This window comes from Enterobacter nematophilus, assembly GCF_026344075.1.
Lineage (GTDB): Bacteria > Pseudomonadota > Gammaproteobacteria > Enterobacterales > Enterobacteriaceae > Enterobacter > Enterobacter nematophilus.
On sequence record NZ_JAPKNE010000011.1, the window covers coordinates 1 to 16,327 of the forward strand.

At 57.7% G+C, this 16,327-nt stretch carries 14 protein-coding genes; 10 read left to right on the top strand and 4 right to left on the bottom strand.

Going from position 1 to position 16,327, the window contains the following annotated elements:
* Nucleotides 1–68: 68 nt before the first annotated feature.
* Together OSH03_RS20035 and metB are read right to left on the bottom strand one after the other, a co-directional pair.
* Complete coding sequence (locus OSH03_RS20035) at nt 69–2,501, bottom strand: bifunctional aspartate kinase/homoserine dehydrogenase II (RefSeq protein WP_266179907.1); 2,433 nt, start codon at nt 2,499–2,501, stop codon at nt 69–71.
* A 2-nt stretch (nt 2,502–2,503) separates the two neighbouring features.
* On the bottom strand, nt 2,504–3,664 hold the full coding sequence (gene metB, locus OSH03_RS20040; RefSeq protein ID WP_032654101.1) for a cystathionine gamma-synthase: 1,161 nt from the start codon (nt 3,662–3,664) through the stop codon (nt 2,504–2,506).
* Between the two features lie 275 nt (nt 3,665–3,939).
* On the opposite strand from metB, the gene metJ reads away from it, so the two are divergent.
* Complete coding sequence (metJ, locus tag OSH03_RS20045; RefSeq protein WP_003862042.1) at nt 3,940–4,257, top strand: met regulon transcriptional regulator MetJ; 318 nt, start codon at nt 3,940–3,942, stop codon at nt 4,255–4,257.
* 48 nt (nt 4,258–4,305) lie between these two features.
* Here the strand turns inward: metJ and rpmE are convergent, their stop codons facing one another.
* Nucleotides 4,306–4,518, bottom strand: coding sequence for a 50S ribosomal protein L31 (rpmE, locus tag OSH03_RS20050; RefSeq protein ID WP_003862040.1), 213 nt, complete (start codon nt 4,516–4,518; stop codon nt 4,306–4,308).
* A gap of 200 nt (nt 4,519–4,718) precedes the next feature.
* On the opposite strand from rpmE, the gene priA reads away from it, so the two are divergent.
* The 7 genes from priA (at nt 4,719) to rraA (ending at nt 12,684) form a co-directional block, all read left to right on the top strand.
* Nucleotides 4,719–6,914 (top strand): primosomal protein N', encoded by a 2,196-nt coding sequence (gene priA, locus OSH03_RS20055; RefSeq protein ID WP_253543436.1) that lies wholly within the window; start codon nt 4,719–4,721, stop codon nt 6,912–6,914.
* A gap of 119 nt (nt 6,915–7,033) precedes the next feature.
* Nucleotides 7,034–8,059, top strand: a complete 1,026-nt coding sequence (gene cytR, locus OSH03_RS20060; RefSeq protein WP_061096494.1) for a DNA-binding transcriptional regulator CytR — start codon at nt 7,034–7,036, stop codon at nt 8,057–8,059.
* A 93-nt stretch (nt 8,060–8,152) separates the two neighbouring features.
* Nucleotides 8,153–9,148, top strand: a complete 996-nt coding sequence (ftsN, locus tag OSH03_RS20065; RefSeq protein ID WP_266179908.1) for a cell division protein FtsN — start codon at nt 8,153–8,155, stop codon at nt 9,146–9,148.
* Between the two features lie 94 nt (nt 9,149–9,242).
* Nucleotides 9,243–9,773 (top strand): ATP-dependent protease subunit HslV, encoded by a 531-nt coding sequence (gene hslV, locus OSH03_RS20070; protein WP_014072345.1) that lies wholly within the window; start codon nt 9,243–9,245, stop codon nt 9,771–9,773.
* A gap of 9 nt (nt 9,774–9,782) precedes the next feature.
* Nucleotides 9,783–11,117 carry an HslU--HslV peptidase ATPase subunit gene (hslU, locus tag OSH03_RS20075; protein WP_028014840.1) on the top strand — a complete coding sequence of 445 codons (1,335 nt, stop codon included), beginning with the start codon at nt 9,783–9,785 and terminating at the stop codon, nt 11,115–11,117.
* Between the two features lie 62 nt (nt 11,118–11,179).
* Entirely contained in the window at nt 11,180–12,106 is a 927-nt protein-coding gene (gene menA / locus OSH03_RS20080) for a 1,4-dihydroxy-2-naphthoate polyprenyltransferase (RefSeq protein ID WP_266179953.1), read from the top strand.
* Nucleotides 12,107–12,198: 92 nt separating this feature from the next.
* Nucleotides 12,199–12,684 carry a ribonuclease E activity regulator RraA gene (gene rraA, locus OSH03_RS20085; RefSeq protein WP_014885702.1) on the top strand — a complete coding sequence of 162 codons (486 nt, stop codon included), beginning with the start codon at nt 12,199–12,201 and terminating at the stop codon, nt 12,682–12,684.
* A gap of 585 nt (nt 12,685–13,269) precedes the next feature.
* Here rraA and zapB read toward each other — a convergent pair.
* The gene (zapB, locus tag OSH03_RS20090; protein WP_010436935.1) at nt 13,270–13,509 is read right to left on the bottom strand and encodes a septal ring assembly protein ZapB; all 240 of its coding nucleotides are present in this window, start codon (nt 13,507–13,509) and stop codon (nt 13,270–13,272) included.
* Nucleotides 13,510–13,907: 398 nt separating this feature from the next.
* On the opposite strand from zapB, the gene OSH03_RS20095 reads away from it, so the two are divergent.
* Together OSH03_RS20095 and glpK are read left to right on the top strand one after the other, a co-directional pair.
* Nucleotides 13,908–14,753 carry an MIP/aquaporin family protein gene (locus OSH03_RS20095; RefSeq protein ID WP_013099317.1) on the top strand — a complete coding sequence of 282 codons (846 nt, stop codon included), beginning with the start codon at nt 13,908–13,910 and terminating at the stop codon, nt 14,751–14,753.
* 21 nt (nt 14,754–14,774) lie between these two features.
* Nucleotides 14,775–16,283, top strand: a complete 1,509-nt coding sequence (gene glpK, locus OSH03_RS20100; protein ID WP_061096497.1) for a glycerol kinase GlpK — start codon at nt 14,775–14,777, stop codon at nt 16,281–16,283.
* Nucleotides 16,284–16,327 lie beyond the last annotated feature (44 nt).

Here is a 16,327-nt window from a genome sequence, read left to right on the forward strand (position 1 = left end):
CCCAAAGGGGAGAGGGAACGATTACACCCTCTCCCCTTTGGGGAGAGGGCTGGGGTGAGGGGGAGAGATTACAGCAGCTTAGCCAGACGGTTAATATCGGACTGGATTGCCCCGGCGGTGACGTCGCGTCCCGCGCCCGGGCCGCGGATCACCAGCGGGTTATCGCGGTACCAGCGGCTTTCAATGGCGAAGACGTTATCGCACGGCAGCAGCGCCGCCAGCGGATGGTCAGGACGCACCGCCTCGACACCCACGCGCGCCTTACCGTTCGCCTCGAAACGCGCCACGTAGCGCAGCACCAGCCCCATCTCGTTCGCCGCTTCCAGACGCTGCACCATCTGGTCATTCAGCTCGTCGCCGTTCTCGAAGAAATGGTCAACGGACCCTTCCTCGCAGCCCGCAGGCACCAGCGACTCGACGCGTACGGAATCCGGCTCGATGTCATAACCGGCTTCGCGCGCCAGGATCACCAGCTTGCGCATCACGTCTTTACCGGAGAGGTCAACGCGCGGATCGGGCTCGGTTAAGCCCTGCTGCCAGGCCTGATCCACCAGGTCGGTGAACGGTACGGTGCCGTCAAACTGCAGGAACAGCCAGGAGAGCGTGCCGGAAAAGATCCCGCTCAGCGCCAGAATGCTGTCGCCGCTTTCAATCAGGTCGCGCACGGTATGGTTGACCGGCAGCCCCGCGCCAACGGTGGCGTTATAGAGCCAGTGGCGACCCGTTTTTTCAAACGCGTCGTGGATCTGACGGTATTTATCGGTGCTGCTCGCCCCCGCCAGCTTGTTGGCGCTGATGACGTGGAAACCGTGGCTGGCGAAATCCAGATACTGATCGGCAAGCTGTTCGCTGGCGGTGACGTCCAGCACCACCAGATCGTCATACGGGTGTGCGCGCATCCACAGGAACAGCGACTCTTCGTCCTGCTCAACCGCTTCATCGTTAAAGAAGGCAAGCGCCCGGCTGGCGTCCAGTCCCTCGTAGTTCAGCAGGCTGCGGCGGCTGTCCACCACGCCCGCAAGAATAAATTCAAACCCGGTACGCGCCGAAAGCGTGACCTGTTCGCGGGCAAACAGCTCCAGCCAGCGGGAACCGATGTTACCCTTACCAAACAGCACCAGGCCGATGCGTTTTTCCGCGCGGAACAGCGAGGTGTGCAGGCCCTGAATCAGGCTTTCGGTTGGGCCTTTACGCAGGACGGCGACCAGGCTAATGCCCTCTTCCGACTGCCAGGTGAACTCCACCGGCTGGCCCTTCAGCTGCTGCCAGAAGCGGTGGCAGTGCAGCGGGTTACGGGTGACGCCCGCGCCGACCATTGCCACCAGCGCCAGCCCCTGACGCAGGCGAAGCTCGCCCGGCAGGCCCGCTTCATCCAGAATTTTCAGCGCGCTGTCCGCCACTTCGGCGGTATAGCAGAACTGCAGCAGCTGGCGGTCATTGTGAACGCCAACGGCCAGCGGACGCACCTGGGCGCGTTTTAGGATCGTGTCGATATCTTTATGCGCCAGCCTGAAGTCCTGACCCGCAGGGACCTGGAACTCAATCAGACAGATGTCATCGTGGCTGGTGACAATGCGCGCGCCCGTGCCGGATGCCAGCACGCGCTCGATGCGCGTGGAACCCTGATCCGGCGTGTAGCTACAGCGCAGCTGCAGGTCGATATCGCTGCCGGAAACCGGCTGCAGCGTACGCGCGTGCAGCACCGGTGCCGCCAGACGCGCCAGCTCGCTGGCTTCGTCGAGACGCAGCAGCGGCAGCAGGCAGGCATCTTTCACTTTACGCGGGTCCGCGCTGTAGACACCGGCCACGTCGCTCCAGATGGTAACGCGGGACACGCCCGCCAGGGCACCAATTTGCGTTGCCGAGTAGTCCGAGCCGTTACGGCCCAGCAGCACGGTTTCACCGGCGTTGCTGCGGCTGATAAAGCCGGTGACGACAATACGTTTACCCGGATGCTGCACCAGCAGCTGTTGCAGCAGCGGATAGGACAACCCTTCGTCCACCTGCGGCTGAGCGGCGCGTTCAGCGCGCAGAAAATCACGCGCGTCGAGCCAGGCCGCGTCCACGCCCAGGTGTTGCAGCACGGCGGCCATCAGGCGCGCGGACCACACTTCACCGTGGCCCACCACTTCGGCATACACCGCGTCGGTAATCCCGCTGTCCAGCAGGGCAGCCAGACGCTCAAGGTCATGCGTGAAGGCGCCGATCAGCCCGTCCGCCACGTCCGCAGGCAGCAGGCCGGCAATCAGCTCGCTCTGGTAACGACGTAAGGACTGTTGCACCTGATGCGCAGAAAGGCGATCGGTCTGGCTCAGTTTCAGCCAGCTAATCAACTGGTTGGTGGTGCTGCCCGCCGCCGAGACAACCATCATGTCACCCGGCTGTGAATATTCGGTCATGATCCCTGCGACGCGCAGATAACATTTCACATCAGCAAGACTACTACCACCAAACTTGTGCAGCTGACGACCCTTCGCCCCTGCCTGCGCTATCACACTCATGATTACCCCTTGGCTGCGACCCGGAAGCCATTTTCCAGATCGGCAATTAAATCTTCAGAATCTTCAATACCGGTCGAGATACGCAGCAGCGTCTCGGAAATCCCGGCGGCGGCACGCGCTTCCGGTGCCATACCTGCGTGCGTCATGGTCGCGGCGTGGGAGATCAAGCTTTCAACCCCACCTAAGGATTCCGCCAGCGTAAACAATGACAGCCCGCTCAGGAAGCGACGCAGCGTTTGCTCGTCACCGTCCAGTTCAAAACTTAACATCGCGCCAAATCCCTTCTGCTGGCGCGCGGCAATCTCGTGTCCCTGGTTTTCCGGCAGCGACGGGTGATAAAGCTTCTTCACCAGCGGCTGGTTTTTCAGGAAATCGACAATCGCCTGGGCATTACGCTGCGCCACGTCCATGCGCGGCGAAAGCGTGCGGATGCCGCGCAACAGCAGGTAGCTGTCGAACGCGCCCGCGGTGACGCCAATGTTATTGGCCCACCATGCCAGTTCCGTGACAACGTCGGGATCTTTTGCAATCACCACGCCCGCCACCACGTCAGAATGGCCGTTCAGATATTTAGTACATGAATGCAATACCAGATCCGCACCCAGTGCTAACGGGTTCTGAAGGGCCGGACTGAGGAAGGTATTATCCACTACACTTATCGCTCCCGCATCCCTTGCGAGCTGACAAATTTTCGCAATGTCGACAACGCGCAACAATGGGTTGCTTGGACTTTCCACCAGAACCAGCTTCGGCTTCTCTGCCAGCGCCTGTTTCAGCGCCTGCTCGTCGTTTTGATCGACAAACAGCACGCGGTAGCAGCCGCGCTTTGCCAGGCTGTCAAACAGACGATAGCTCCCGCCGTAGCAGTCATGCGGCGCAACCAGCAGATCGCCCGGTTTCAGAAACACTGTCGTCACCAGGTGAATGGCGGACATCCCCGTATTGGTTAATACTGCCCCTGCGCCCCCTTCCAGCTCGGCCAGCGCACGCTGGGTTACATCACGCGTAGGGTTGCCACGACGCGAGTAGTCATGCGCGCGCGGTTCATTAAATCCGGTGAAATTGTAGGTACTGGAAAGATGAATGGGCGGGACAACGCAGCCGTACTGCTCGTCATCATTTAATCCGCTACGCACTGCGATCGTGGCCTGTTTACGCGTCATGGTGAGGGCTTCCTGGCGAATGAGGTGAAAAGTCAGGCATCAGAGTAAACATTGAAAGTATGGACGTCAATACATCTGGACATCTAAACTTCTTTGCGTATAGATTGAGCAATGCGCAAATAGCCGTTAAAATTATATGCTTTAGTGCACGCTGCAGCGGCAATATCCGTGCCACGGTATCGTCTCTACGGTAAACTACGCAAGATTACGGTTCAAAACGGGCAGTGACCGGTTTGCACCTTTAGATTAATGACTGAGAGGATTAAAGGTATCTCATGGCTGAATGGAGCGGCGAATATATCAGCCCATACGCTGAGCACGGTAAGAAGAGTGAGCAAGTAAAGAAAATTACGGTTTCCATTCCTCTGAAGGTGTTGAAGATCCTCACCGATGAACGTACGCGTCGTCAGGTGAATAACCTGCGCCACGCGACCAACAGCGAACTGCTGTGCGAAGCGTTCCTGCATGCGTTTACCGGCCAACCGTTGCCGAACGATGACGATCTGCGCAAAGAGCGTAGCGACGAAATCCCGGAAGAGGCGAAGGTGATCATGCGTGAACTGGGTATCGACCCGGAGACGTGGGAATACTGAGAAGCGGATACAAAAAAGGCACCTCGCGGTGCCTTTTTTTCGGGAAACTTATTTAGCGCCCGGGATGCTGAAACGCTTGTTGAAGCGGTCAACACGGCCACCGGTTGCAACATCACGCTGCTTACCAGTGTAGAACGGGTGGCATTTGCCGCACACGTCCAGGTTCAGATCGTGACCCACGGTAGAGCGGATCTGGATAGAGTTACCGCAAGAGCAGTTTGCAGTAATCATTTCGTATTTCGGGTGAATATCTTTTTTCATGGGAGAACCTCAGTTAAGGCCGCGTCGCTCTTCCAGCCCTAACGCCAGACACCACGCGATGTTGAATGTAAGTTCTTTGGCGTAAAGTACACCAAAGGCGGCGAATCATACAGAATTTAACCAACGTATGCAAACTGATCCGCACGCCGCTTTTACTAATGTGTATACTAACGCGCCACTTTTCAAGTCAGGAAGATTCGATGCCCGTCGCTCACGTTGCCCTGCCCGTTCCGCTTCCCCGCACCTTTGACTACCTGCTGCCCGACAGCATGAGCGCCAAAGCGGGCTGTCGCGTGACCGTGCCGTTTGGCAAACAGCAGCGCGTGGGGATCGTCGTCTCCGTCAGCGATAAAAGCGAATTGCCCCTCAATGAACTGAAGTCGGTGGTTGAGGTGCTGGACAGCGAGCCGGTTTACTCCACCAGCACCTGGCGACTGCTGCTGTGGGCGGCGGATTATTATCATCACCCGATTGGCGACGTCCTTTTCCACGCTCTGCCGATCCTGCTGCGCCAGGGCAAGAGCGCCAGCCACGCCCCGATGTGGTACTGGTTTGCCACCGAACAGGGTCAGGCCGTGGACATCAACAGCCTGAAGCGCTCGCAGAAACAGCAGCAGGCGCTGGCGGCGCTGCGTCAGGGAAAAATCTGGCGGCATCAGGTCGACGAGCTTGAGGTCAGCGAAACGGCGCTACAGGCATTAAGAAAGAAAGGGCTGAGCGAGCTGGCCAGCGAAGCGCCCGCCCTTCACGACTGGCGCGACGGCTTCTCCGTCTCGGGCGATCGCCTGCGCCTGAATACCGAGCAGGCTACCGCGGTAGGCGCCATTCACAGCGCCTCGGACCATTTTTCCGCCTGGCTGCTGGCGGGCGTGACGGGCTCCGGCAAGACTGAAGTGTATCTGAGCGTGCTGGAAAACGTGCTCGCTCAGGGCAAACAGGCGCTGGTGATGGTGCCGGAAATCGGCCTGACGCCGCAGACCATCGCCCGCTTCCGCGAGCGCTTTAACGCGCCGGTTGAGGTACTGCACTCGGGGTTGAACGACAGCGAGCGCCTCAGCGCCTGGCTGAAAGCGAAAAACGGCGAAGCGGCGATTGTGATTGGCACCCGCTCGTCGCTGTTTACGCCGTTTAAAAACCTCGGTGTTATCGTCATCGACGAAGAGCACGACAGCTCCTATAAACAGCAGGAAGGCTGGCGCTACCATGCCCGCGACCTGGCGGTTTACCGCGCGCACAGCGAGCAAATTCCCATTATTCTCGGATCCGCCACGCCTGCGCTCGAAACGCTGCATAACGTACGCCAGCGTAAGTACCACATGCTGCGCCTGACGCGCCGGGCGGGAAATGCCCGCCCGGCCATTCAGCACGTGCTGGATCTCAAAGGCCAGCAGGTGCAGGCCGGGCTCGCGCCTGCCTTAATTACCCGCATGCGCCAGCATTTGCAGGCGGGGAACCAGGTGATCCTGTTCCTGAACCGTCGCGGATTCGCCCCCGCCCTGCTGTGCCACGACTGCGGCTGGATTGCCGAATGCCCGCGCTGCGACCACTACTACACCTTCCACCAGGCCCAGCGACATTTGCGCTGCCACCACTGCGACAGCCAGCGCCCGGTGCCGCGCCAGTGCCCGTCGTGCGGATCAACGCATATCGTGCCGGTGGGTCTGGGCACGGAACAGCTGGAACAGGCGCTTGGCCCCTTCTTCCCGGACGTGCCTATTTCCCGAATCGACCGGGACACCACCAGCCGCAAGGGGGCGCTGGAGCAGCAGCTTGCGGAAGTGCACCGCGGCGGCGCGCGCATCCTGATTGGCACCCAGATGCTGGCCAAAGGGCACCACTTCCCGGACGTGACGCTGGTCGCCCTGCTGGACGTCGACGGCGCGCTGTTCTCGGCAGATTTCCGCTCCGCCGAGCGCTTCGCCCAGCTTTATACGCAGGTGGCAGGGCGTGCGGGACGCGCTGGCAAGCAGGGCGAGGTGGTACTGCAAACGCACCATCCTGAGCACCCGCTGCTGCAAACGCTGCTGCACAAAGGCTATGACGCCTTTGCCGAGCAGGCGCTGGCCGAACGCCAGACCATGCAGCTGCCGCCGTGGACCAGCCACGTCATCATCCGCGCGGAAGATCATAACAACCAGCAGGCGCCGCTTTTCCTGCAACAGCTGAGGAATCTCCTGCAGGCCAGCCCGCTGGTGGATAACCAGCTGTGGATCCTGGGCCCGGTCCCGGCGCTGGCACCAAAACGCGGTGGACGTTTCCGCTGGCAAATTTTGCTTCAGCACCCCTCGCGTATTCGCCTGCAGCACATCGTCAGCGGCACGCTGGCGCTCATCAACACCCTGCCGGAAGCGCGTAAAGTGAAGTGGGTACTGGATGTCGATCCCATCGAAGGCTGAAGACGGATCGAAAAATTTAACGCGCCTCACACTTTTTATGAAAATTCTGTAACCGATTCCATTAACTATCTGTAAAAATGGTGACGTCCGCAGTTCGGTGTTCAGGCGAGGAGAAGACGTTGAAGTCCAGGAAAGAGGTTGCCACGGCGACCATGAAAGACGTTGCCGAGAAAGCACAAGTCTCAACGGCAACCGTGTCCCGCGCATTAATGAACCCGGATAAAGTCTCCCAGGCGACCCGTAACAAGGTTGAACAGGCGGCGCTGGAAGTGGGTTACTTCCCGCAGGCGATGGGGCGGAACGTCAAGCGCAATGAATCGCGGACCATCCTGGTGATAGTGCCGGACATCTGCGATCCCTTCTTTAGCGAGATCATTCGCGGTATCGAAGTGACGGCGGCGGAGCAGGGCTATCTGGTGCTGATTGGCGACTGCGCCCACCAGAACCAGCAGGAAAAAACCTTTATCGACCTCATTATCACCAAGCAGATTGACGGCATGCTGCTGCTTGGATCGCGCCTGCCGTTTGATGCCAGCATCGAAGAACAGCGTAATTTACCGCCGATGGTGATGGCCAACGAATTTGCGCCTGAGCTGGAACTGCCGACGGTGCATATCGATAACCTGACGGCCGCGTTCAACGCGGTGAACTATCTTCAGGAGCTGGGGCATAAGCGCATTGGCTGCATTGCCGGGCCGGAAGAGATGCCGCTCTGCCACTATCGCCTGCAGGGCTATGTTCAGGCGCTGCGCCGTACCGGGGCGATTGTCGATCCGCACTACATTGCGCGCGGTGATTTTACTTTCGAAGCGGGCGGACAGGCGCTGGAGAGACTGCTGGCGCTGCCGGAACCGCCAACGGCGGTGTTCTGCCACAGCGACGTGATGGCGCTGGGGGCGCTATCATACGCCAAGCGCCGTGGGTTACGCGTGCCGAAAGACCTGTCGATTATCGGCTTCGATAACATTTCGCTTTCAGAGTTTTGCGATCCGCCGCTCTCCACCGTTTCACAACCGCGCTATCAGATTGGCCGTGAAGCGATGCTGCTTCTGCTGGATCAGCTGCAGGGTCAAACGGTTAGCAGCGGTTCGCGGTTACTGGACTGCGAGCTGATTGTTCGCGGCTCTACCCAGGCATTGACTTAAAGTAAACGCCTTTCGGACACCCTTATCTGGTCAAAGCCCCGCCGCTTAAGTAACATGGCGGGCTGACGAACGAATAAATACAGCGAAACGATAGTGGCACAACGAGATTATGTACGTCGCGGCCAGCCGGCACCTTCGCGACGCAAAAAGAGTAGTTCAAAAAGCAAGCAGCGTAATCTGCCTGCGGTCTCGCCAGCAATGGTCGCTATTGCTGCGGCAGTGCTGGTGGCCTTTATTGGCGGCCTGTACTTCATCACGCACCATAAAAAAGAAGAGTCCGAGGCGCTTCAGGGCAACAAAGTGGTGGGAAATGGTCTGCCGCCGAAACCTGAAGAGCGCTGGCGCTATATTAAAGAGCTGGAAAGCCGTCAGCCCGGCGTGCGCGCACCTACTGAGCCCTCAGCCGGTGGCGAAGTGAAAAATGCCGACCAGCTGACGGACGAGCAGCGGCAGCTGCTGGCACAGATGCAGGCCGATATGCGCCAGCAGCCGACGCAGCTGAACGAAGTGCCGTGGAATGAACAAACGCCAGCGCAGCGTCAGCAAACGTTGCAGCTGCAGCGTCAGCGCCAGGCACAAATTCAACAGCAGCAACAGCAGCAGCAGCAGCAGTGGACGCAAACTCAGCCGGTACAGCAGCCGAAGGCCCAGCCATACCAGCAGCCGCAGCAGCAAACGCGTACGGCGCAGTCGCAGCCTGTTCAACAGCCAAAAGCGCAGCCGCAAAAGCAAACGGCGCAGCCGTATCAGGATCTGCTCCAGACGCCAGCGCATACTACCGCGCAGCAGCCGAAAACGCAGCAGGCCGCGCCGGTGACCAAAGAGACCGAAGCGCCGAAGCAGACGGCAGAGAAAAAAGACGAGCGCCGCTGGATGGTGCAGTGCGGTTCGTTTAAAGGTGCCGAGCAGGCGGAAACCGTGCGTGCTCAGCTGGCCTTTGAAGGATTTGACTCACGCATTACCACCAACAACGGCTGGAATCGCGTGGTGATTGGCCCGGTCAAAGGCAAAGAAAATGCCGATGGCACCATTTCGCGCCTGAAAGTGGCCGGTCACACAAACTGCATTCGACTCGCCTCCGGGGGTTGAAACCCCCAAAATCCCCCCCATCTATCATTTAATTCAGCCCTGAGCACAGGCTCAGGGCTTCTGTTTCCCGAATTTGTAACCAGGGGGTCTGCTCGTGACAACAATAGTAAGTGTACGCCGTAACGGCCAGGTGGTAATTGCCGGTGATGGCCAGGCCACGCTGGGTAATACCGTCATGAAAGGCAACGTGAAGAAAGTGCGTCGTCTCTACAACGACAAAGTGATCGCCGGTTTTGCAGGCGGCACGGCGGATGCCTTCACGCTGTTTGAACTGTTTGAACGCAAGCTGGAAATGCACCAGGGTCATCTGGTGAAAGCTGCCGTTGAGCTGGCAAAAGACTGGCGTACCGACCGTATGCTGCGCAAGCTCGAAGCGCTGCTGGCGGTCGCGGATGAAACCGCCTCGCTGATCATCACCGGTAACGGTGACGTGATTCAGCCGGAAAACGACCTGATTGCCATAGGCTCTGGCGGCCCTTATGCCCAGGCTGCAGCCCGCGCGCTGTTGGAGAATACCGACATGAACGCGCGTGATATCGCGGTGAAGGCGTTGGATATTGCAGGTGATATCTGCATCTATACCAACCACAACCACACCATCGAAGAATTGACCTCCAAAGCGTAAGGATCTCCCATGTCTGAAATGACCCCACGCGAAATTGTCAGCGAACTGAACAAACACATTATCGGCCAGGATAACGCCAAGCGCTCCGTGGCTATCGCGCTGCGTAACCGCTGGCGCCGCATGCAGCTCGACGAAGAGCTGCGTCACGAAGTCACGCCGAAAAACATTCTGATGATCGGCCCGACCGGCGTCGGTAAAACCGAAATCGCCCGCCGTCTGGCGAAGCTGGCGAACGCGCCGTTCATCAAAGTTGAAGCCACCAAGTTCACCGAAGTGGGCTATGTGGGTAAAGAAGTGGACTCTATCATCCGCGATCTGACCGATTCAGCGATCAAGATGGTGCGCGTCCAGGCGATTGAGAAAAACCGCTACCGCGCGGAAGAGATGGCGGAAGAGCGTATTCTCGACGTGCTGATCCCGCCGGCGAAAAACAACTGGGGTCAGGCAGAACAGCAGGCTGAGCCTTCAGCCGCGCGCCAGGCGTTTCGCAAAAAACTGCGTGAAGGCCAGCTGGACGACAAAGAGATTGAGATCGACCTCGCGGCCGCGCCGATGGGCGTTGAAATCATGGCGCCTCCGGGCATGGAAGAGATGACCAGCCAGCTGCAGTCCATGTTCCAGAACCTGGGCGGCCAGAAGCAGAAAGCGCGTAAGCTGAAAATCAAAGACGCGATGAAGCTGCTGATTGAAGAAGAAGCGGCGAAGCTGGTGAATCCGGAAGAGCTGAAGCAGGACGCTATCGACGCGGTTGAGCAGCACGGTATCGTGTTTATCGACGAAATCGACAAAATTTGTAAGCGCGGCGGCAACAGCTCCGGCCCGGACGTGTCCCGCGAAGGCGTACAGCGCGACCTGCTGCCGCTGGTTGAAGGCTGCACCGTCTCAACCAAGCACGGCATGGTGAAAACGGACCACATTCTGTTTATCGCTTCCGGTGCGTTCCAGGTGGCCAGTCCGTCGGATCTGATCCCGGAACTGCAGGGCCGTCTGCCAATCCGCGTTGAGCTGCAGGCGCTGACCACCGAAGATTTCGAACGTATCCTGACCGAGCCAAACGCCTCTGCCACCGTGCAGTACAAAGCGCTGATGGCGACCGAAGGCGTGAACCTCGAGTTTACCGAAGACGGTATCAAACGTATCGCCCAGGCCGCATGGCAGGTCAACGAAACCACCGAGAACATCGGTGCGCGTCGTCTGCATACCGTGCTGGAACGCCTGGTGGAAGACATCTCGTATGATGCGAGCGACCTCAACGGTCAAACCATTACCATTGACGCAGATTATGTGAGCAAACATCTGGATGCGTTAGTGGCAGATGAAGATCTGAGCCGTTTTATCCTATAATCGCGGTTATTGCATTCTCATCACTGTTAATGGGGGCTAAGGCCCCCATTTTTATTGGCTAAATTACTATGACTGATATCAGCCGTACTCAGGCGTGGCTCGAAAGTCTGCGCCCTAAAACGCTTCCTCTGGCCTTTGCCGCGATTATCGTCGGCACCGCCCTTGCCTGGTGGCAGGGTTATTTTGATCCGCTGGTCGCCGCGCTGGCATTGATTACCGCCGGCCTGCTGCAAATCCTCTCCAACCTCGCGAACGACTACGGTGATGCGGTCAAAGGCAGCGATAAGCCTGACCGTATCGGGCCGCTGCGCGGGATGCAGAAAGGGGTCATTACCCAGGCACAGATGAAGCGCGCGCTGATTATCACCGTAGTGCTAATTTGCTTATCCGGCCTGGCGCTGGTGACGGTTGCCTCGAAAACCACCAGCGATTTCATTGGCTTCCTGGTGCTGGGCCTACTCGCCATTGTCGCGGCCATCACCTACACCGTCGGCACGCGCCCTTACGGCTATATTGGCCTCGGGGATATCTCCGTGCTGGTGTTCTTCGGCTGGCTGAGCGTGATGGGAAGCTGGTATTTACAGGCGCATACGGTGATCCCTGCCCTGTTCCTCCCTGCGACCGCCTGCGGCCTGCTGGCGACGGCGGTGCTGAATATCAATAACCTGCGCGATATCGACAGCGACCGTGAGAACGGCAAGAACACGCTGGCGGTGCGTCTGGGGCCGGTGAATGCGCGCCGCTATCATGCCTGCCTGCTCATTGGCGCGCTGGTTTGCCTGGCGCTGTTTAACCTGATTTCCCTGCACAGTCTGTGGGGCTGGCTGTTTGTGCTTGCCGCGCCTCTGCTGGTTAAGCAGGCCCGCTTTGTGATGCGTGAACTCAGCCCGGTAGCCATGCCGCCGATGCTGGAGCGAACGGTAAAAGGCGCGCTGCTGACTAACCTGTTGTTCGTCATTGGGATTGTGTTAAGCCAGACGCTCAGTTAGCTGACAAATATCAATTAACAATTGATGATTTTGCCAACAACGCATTTCGCACGATATACTGAACACATTCGCAGCAACTGAGCGTTAAACCTATGAAATATGATACCTCCGAGCTTTGTGACATCTACCAGGAAGATGTCAACGTCGTTGAACCGCTGTTCTCCAACTTTGGTGGGCGGTCATCGTTTGGCGGGCAAATCGTCACGGTGAAATGTTTCGAGGACAACGGGTTGCTGTACGATCTGCTCGAACAGAACGGCCGTGGCCGCGTTCTGGTGGTCGACGGCGGCGGGTCCGTGCGTCGCGCACTGATTGATGCTGAACTGGCCGGAATTGCCGTCCAGAACGAGTGGGAAGGCATCGTGGTGTACGGCTCCGTGCGTCAGGTGGACGATCTCGAAGACCTGGATATCGGAATTCAGGCCATCGCGGCCATTCCGGTAGGCGCTGCGGGTGACGGCATCGGCGAAAGCGACGTGCGCGTTAATTTCGGCGGCGTGACCTTCTTCTCCGGTGACCATCTCTACGCCGATAATACCGGCATTATCCTTTCCGAAGATCCGCTGGATATTGAGTAGTAAAAGAGTCAGCGTGAACCATAAAAAAACCGCCAACAGCAATGTGGCGGTTTTTTTGTCCCTCGGGATTCGCGGTCCGTTGGGAAATTTTGCAACCTTTAACCAGGATTTTTATCTTACCCTGGTTCATACCTCAGGTGACCCCTGTTAGCCCTTTATAAATTCCTAATTATCTATGGAAACCTTAACTACGCAGGTATTGCTCATTATGATGCTGCGTCCCTTTCCGCCATCTCGCAAATGGGCATCGGTCCAGGGAAAGGTGTACTCACAACCGTAAAGCAGCCTTTAACCAGGCTTGTGTCCACCGACTTATCACCGATGGTGAACGGTGGAGCGGTTAGCTGCAGGGACCGCATAATGAAACGCTATTTATGTATTGCGTTCATTGTCGCCAGCGTACTCGTAGTAAAGAGTGATGAATCCAATGTGTTAATTACTCTTACTATGACAGCGCAGGACAAGTAGCGTTAAGGCCGCCTTTGGCGGCCTTTTTTATGGTTGTTGCAGACTGACATCAAACCATAAAAAAGCCGGGTGGCGTTGTCGCCTTACCCGGCCTGCTCAGTGCAATCCCAACAGGAATTAGACCTCTTCCATACGTCCCAGCAGCGCCTGCAGGCGATCCTGCCAGCCGTTCTGCTGTTCGCGCAGTTGGTTGTTTTCGCGCTCCAGTTCTTCGCGGCCGTGCTGAGCGTTCTGAACTTCCTGCGCCAGGCTGTTGTTCTTCTCTTTCAGCTCTTCAATTTCCATCTGCAGCAGCGTGATGGTGTCAATCGCCTGCTGTACTTTCGATTCCAGTTTCTCAAACACTTCTAAAGACATGATCCTACCTCTCCTGAATTGCAAGGCGACGCTTTAACGTAAACGCGCACAACATATGTTCCGATTGTATGGAGCGCAGTCGCCCCTGTCCAGCGGCATGCCACGCAGATCGCGGTTTGCAACACTTTTCGGCCTCGTCCTGGTGCGTTCGCGGCATATACCACTAAGTTGTTAACCCATTCGTTAAAAAAATGATTCAACTCGCCGTGCGCGACTGATGCAAAAACGCGCTTTATGGCGCGAAAACGCTCATTTTATTGACATAGACCACACATTTTAATTTCGATATTTCTCGTTTTTGCTCGTTAACGATAAATTAACACTATGTCTACAGGGCATCGTGGCTGTCACGGGCGGCCACGCTAACAATAAACATCAATTTCTTCAGGATTCCGATTATGAGTCAGACATCAACCTTAAAAGGCCAGTGCATTGCCGAGTTCCTTGGTACCGGGTTGTTGATATTCTTCGGAGTGGGCTGTGTCGCTGCACTGAAAGTGGCAGGTGCCAGTTTTGGTCAGTGGGAAATCAGTATCATCTGGGGTCTGGGCGTGGCGATGGCCATCTACCTGACTGCAGGGGTCTCTGGTGCACATCTTAACCCGGCGGTGACTATCGCACTGTGGCTGTTCGCGTGCTTCGACGGACGCAAAGTTGTTCCTTTCATTATTTCTCAATTTGCCGGCGCGTTTTGCGCAGCGGCGTTAGTTTACGGGCTTTATTACAATCTTTTCATCGACTTCGAACAGACGCATCATATGGTGCGCGGCAGCGTCGAAAGTCTGGATCTGGCAGGCATCTTCTCAACCTACCCTAACCCGCATATCAATTTTGTGCAGGCGTTCGCAGTTGAAATGGTGATTACCGCTATTCTGATGGGCGTTATCCTGGCGCTGACCGACGACGGAAACGGCATTCCGCGCGGCCCGCTGGCTCCCCTGCTGATTGGTCTGCTGATTGCGGTGATTGGCGCATCCATGGGCCCGCTGACCGGCTTCGCGATGAACCCGGCGCGTGATATCGGACCCAAAGCGTTCGCCTTTATCGCAGGCTGGGGCGACGTGGCCTTCACCGGCGGCAAAGACATTCCTTACTTCCTGGTGCCGCTGTTTGCGCCGGTTGTCGGGGCTGCGCTGGGCGCATTTAGCTACCGCAAATTAATTGGTCGCCACTTACCGTGCGACACCTGTGTGGACGAGGAGAAGGAAACGACTTCTACCGCACAACAAAAAGCTTCGCTGTAATCTGACTACGGGACACATACCATGACCGAAAAAAAATATATCGTTGCGCTCGACCAGGGCACTACCAGCTCCCGCGCTGTCGTAATGGATCATGACGCGAACATTGTCAGCGTGTCTCAACGTGAATTTGAGCAAATTTATCCCCGTCCAGGCTGGGTAGAACACGACCCGATGGAGATCTGGGCGTCACAAAGCTCCACGCTGGTGGAAGTGCTGGCGAAAGCCGATATCAGTTCCGACGAGATTGCCGCGATTGGTATTACCAACCAGCGTGAAACCACCGTGGTGTGGGAACGCGAAACCGGTAAGCCTATTTACAACGCCATCGTCTGGCAGTGCCGCCGTACGTCAGAAATCTGCGAACAGCTTAAGCGTGACGGAATGGAAGAGTACGTGCGCAGCGCCACCGGCCTGGTGGTTGACCCGTACTTCTCAGGCACCAAAGTGAAGTGGATCCTCGACCACGTGGAAGGTTCACGCGAGCGTGCAAAACGCGGCGAGCTGCTGTTCGGGACCGTCGATACCTGGCTAATCTGGAAGATGACTCAGGGACGTGTCCACGTTACCGACTACACCAACGCCTCGCGTACGATGCTGTTCAACATCAACACCCTTGAGTGGGATGACAAGATGCTGGACGCGCTGGATATCCCACGCGCGATGCTGCCTGAAGTGCGTAAGTCGTCTGAAGTCTACGGCCAGACCAACATCGGCGGTAAAGGCGGCACCCGTATTCCTATCGCCGGGATCGCCGGTGACCAGCAGGCGGCGCTGTTCGGCCAGCTGTGCGTGAAGGAAGGGATGGCGAAGAATACCTACGGCACCGGCTGCTTTATGCTGATGAACACCGGCGAGAAAGCGGTGAAATCAGAAAACGGCCTGCTGACCACCATCGCCTGCGGCCCGCGCGGCGAGGTGAACTATGCCCTGGAAGGTGCGGTGTTTATGGCTGGCGCATCCATTCAGTGGCTGCGCGACGAGATGAAGCTGATCAGCGACGCGTTCGACTCCGAGTACTTCGCGACCAAAGTGAAAGACACCAACGGCGTGTACGTGGTGCCTGCGTTCACCGGTCTGGGCGCGCCGTATTGGGATCCGTATGCCCGCGGCGCGATTTTCGGCCTGACGCGTGGTGTGAACTCTAACCACATCATCCGCGCCACCCTGGAATCCATCGCCTACCAGACGCGCGACGTGCTGGAAGCGATGCAGGCAGACTCCGGCATTCGTCTGCACGCCCTGCGCGTGGACGGCGGCGCGGTGGCTAACAACTTCCTGATGCAGTTCCAGTCCGACATTCTGGGCACCCGCGTTGAGCGCCCAGAAGTGCGTGAAGTAACGGCGCTTGGCGCAGCGTACCTTGCCGGTCTGGCGGTAGGCTTCTGGCAGAACCTGGACGAGCTGCAGGAGAAAGCGGTCATCGAACGCGAATTCCGCCCTGGCATCGAAACCACCGAGCGCAACTACCGCTACAGCGGCTGGAAGAAAGCGGTGAAACGCGCCCTGGCGTGGGAAGAGCACGACGAGTAAGCCAATCCCCCTCACCCTAACCCTCTCCCCAAAGGGGAGAGGGC

Coding starts and splice junctions, on each gene's coding strand:
- priA (WP_253543436.1), top strand. CDS start 4,719: ATGCCCGTCGCTCACGTTGCCCTGCCCGTTCCGCTTCCCCGCACCTTT.
- hslU (WP_028014840.1), top strand. CDS start 9,783: ATGTCTGAAATGACCCCACGCGAAATTGTCAGCGAACTGAACAAACAC.
- OSH03_RS20035 (WP_266179907.1), bottom strand. CDS start 2,501: ATGAGTGTGATAGCGCAGGCAGGGGCGAAGGGTCGTCAGCTGCACAAG.
- zapB (WP_010436935.1), bottom strand. CDS start 13,509: ATGTCTTTAGAAGTGTTTGAGAAACTGGAATCGAAAGTACAGCAGGCG.
- glpK (WP_061096497.1), top strand. CDS start 14,775: ATGACCGAAAAAAAATATATCGTTGCGCTCGACCAGGGCACTACCAGC.
- OSH03_RS20095 (WP_013099317.1), top strand. CDS start 13,908: ATGAGTCAGACATCAACCTTAAAAGGCCAGTGCATTGCCGAGTTCCTT.
- rpmE (WP_003862040.1), bottom strand. CDS start 4,518: ATGAAAAAAGATATTCACCCGAAATACGAAATGATTACTGCAAACTGC.
- metB (WP_032654101.1), bottom strand. CDS start 3,664: ATGACGCGTAAACAGGCCACGATCGCAGTGCGTAGCGGATTAAATGAT.
- rraA (WP_014885702.1), top strand. CDS start 12,199: ATGAAATATGATACCTCCGAGCTTTGTGACATCTACCAGGAAGATGTC.
- metJ (WP_003862042.1), top strand. CDS start 3,940: ATGGCTGAATGGAGCGGCGAATATATCAGCCCATACGCTGAGCACGGT.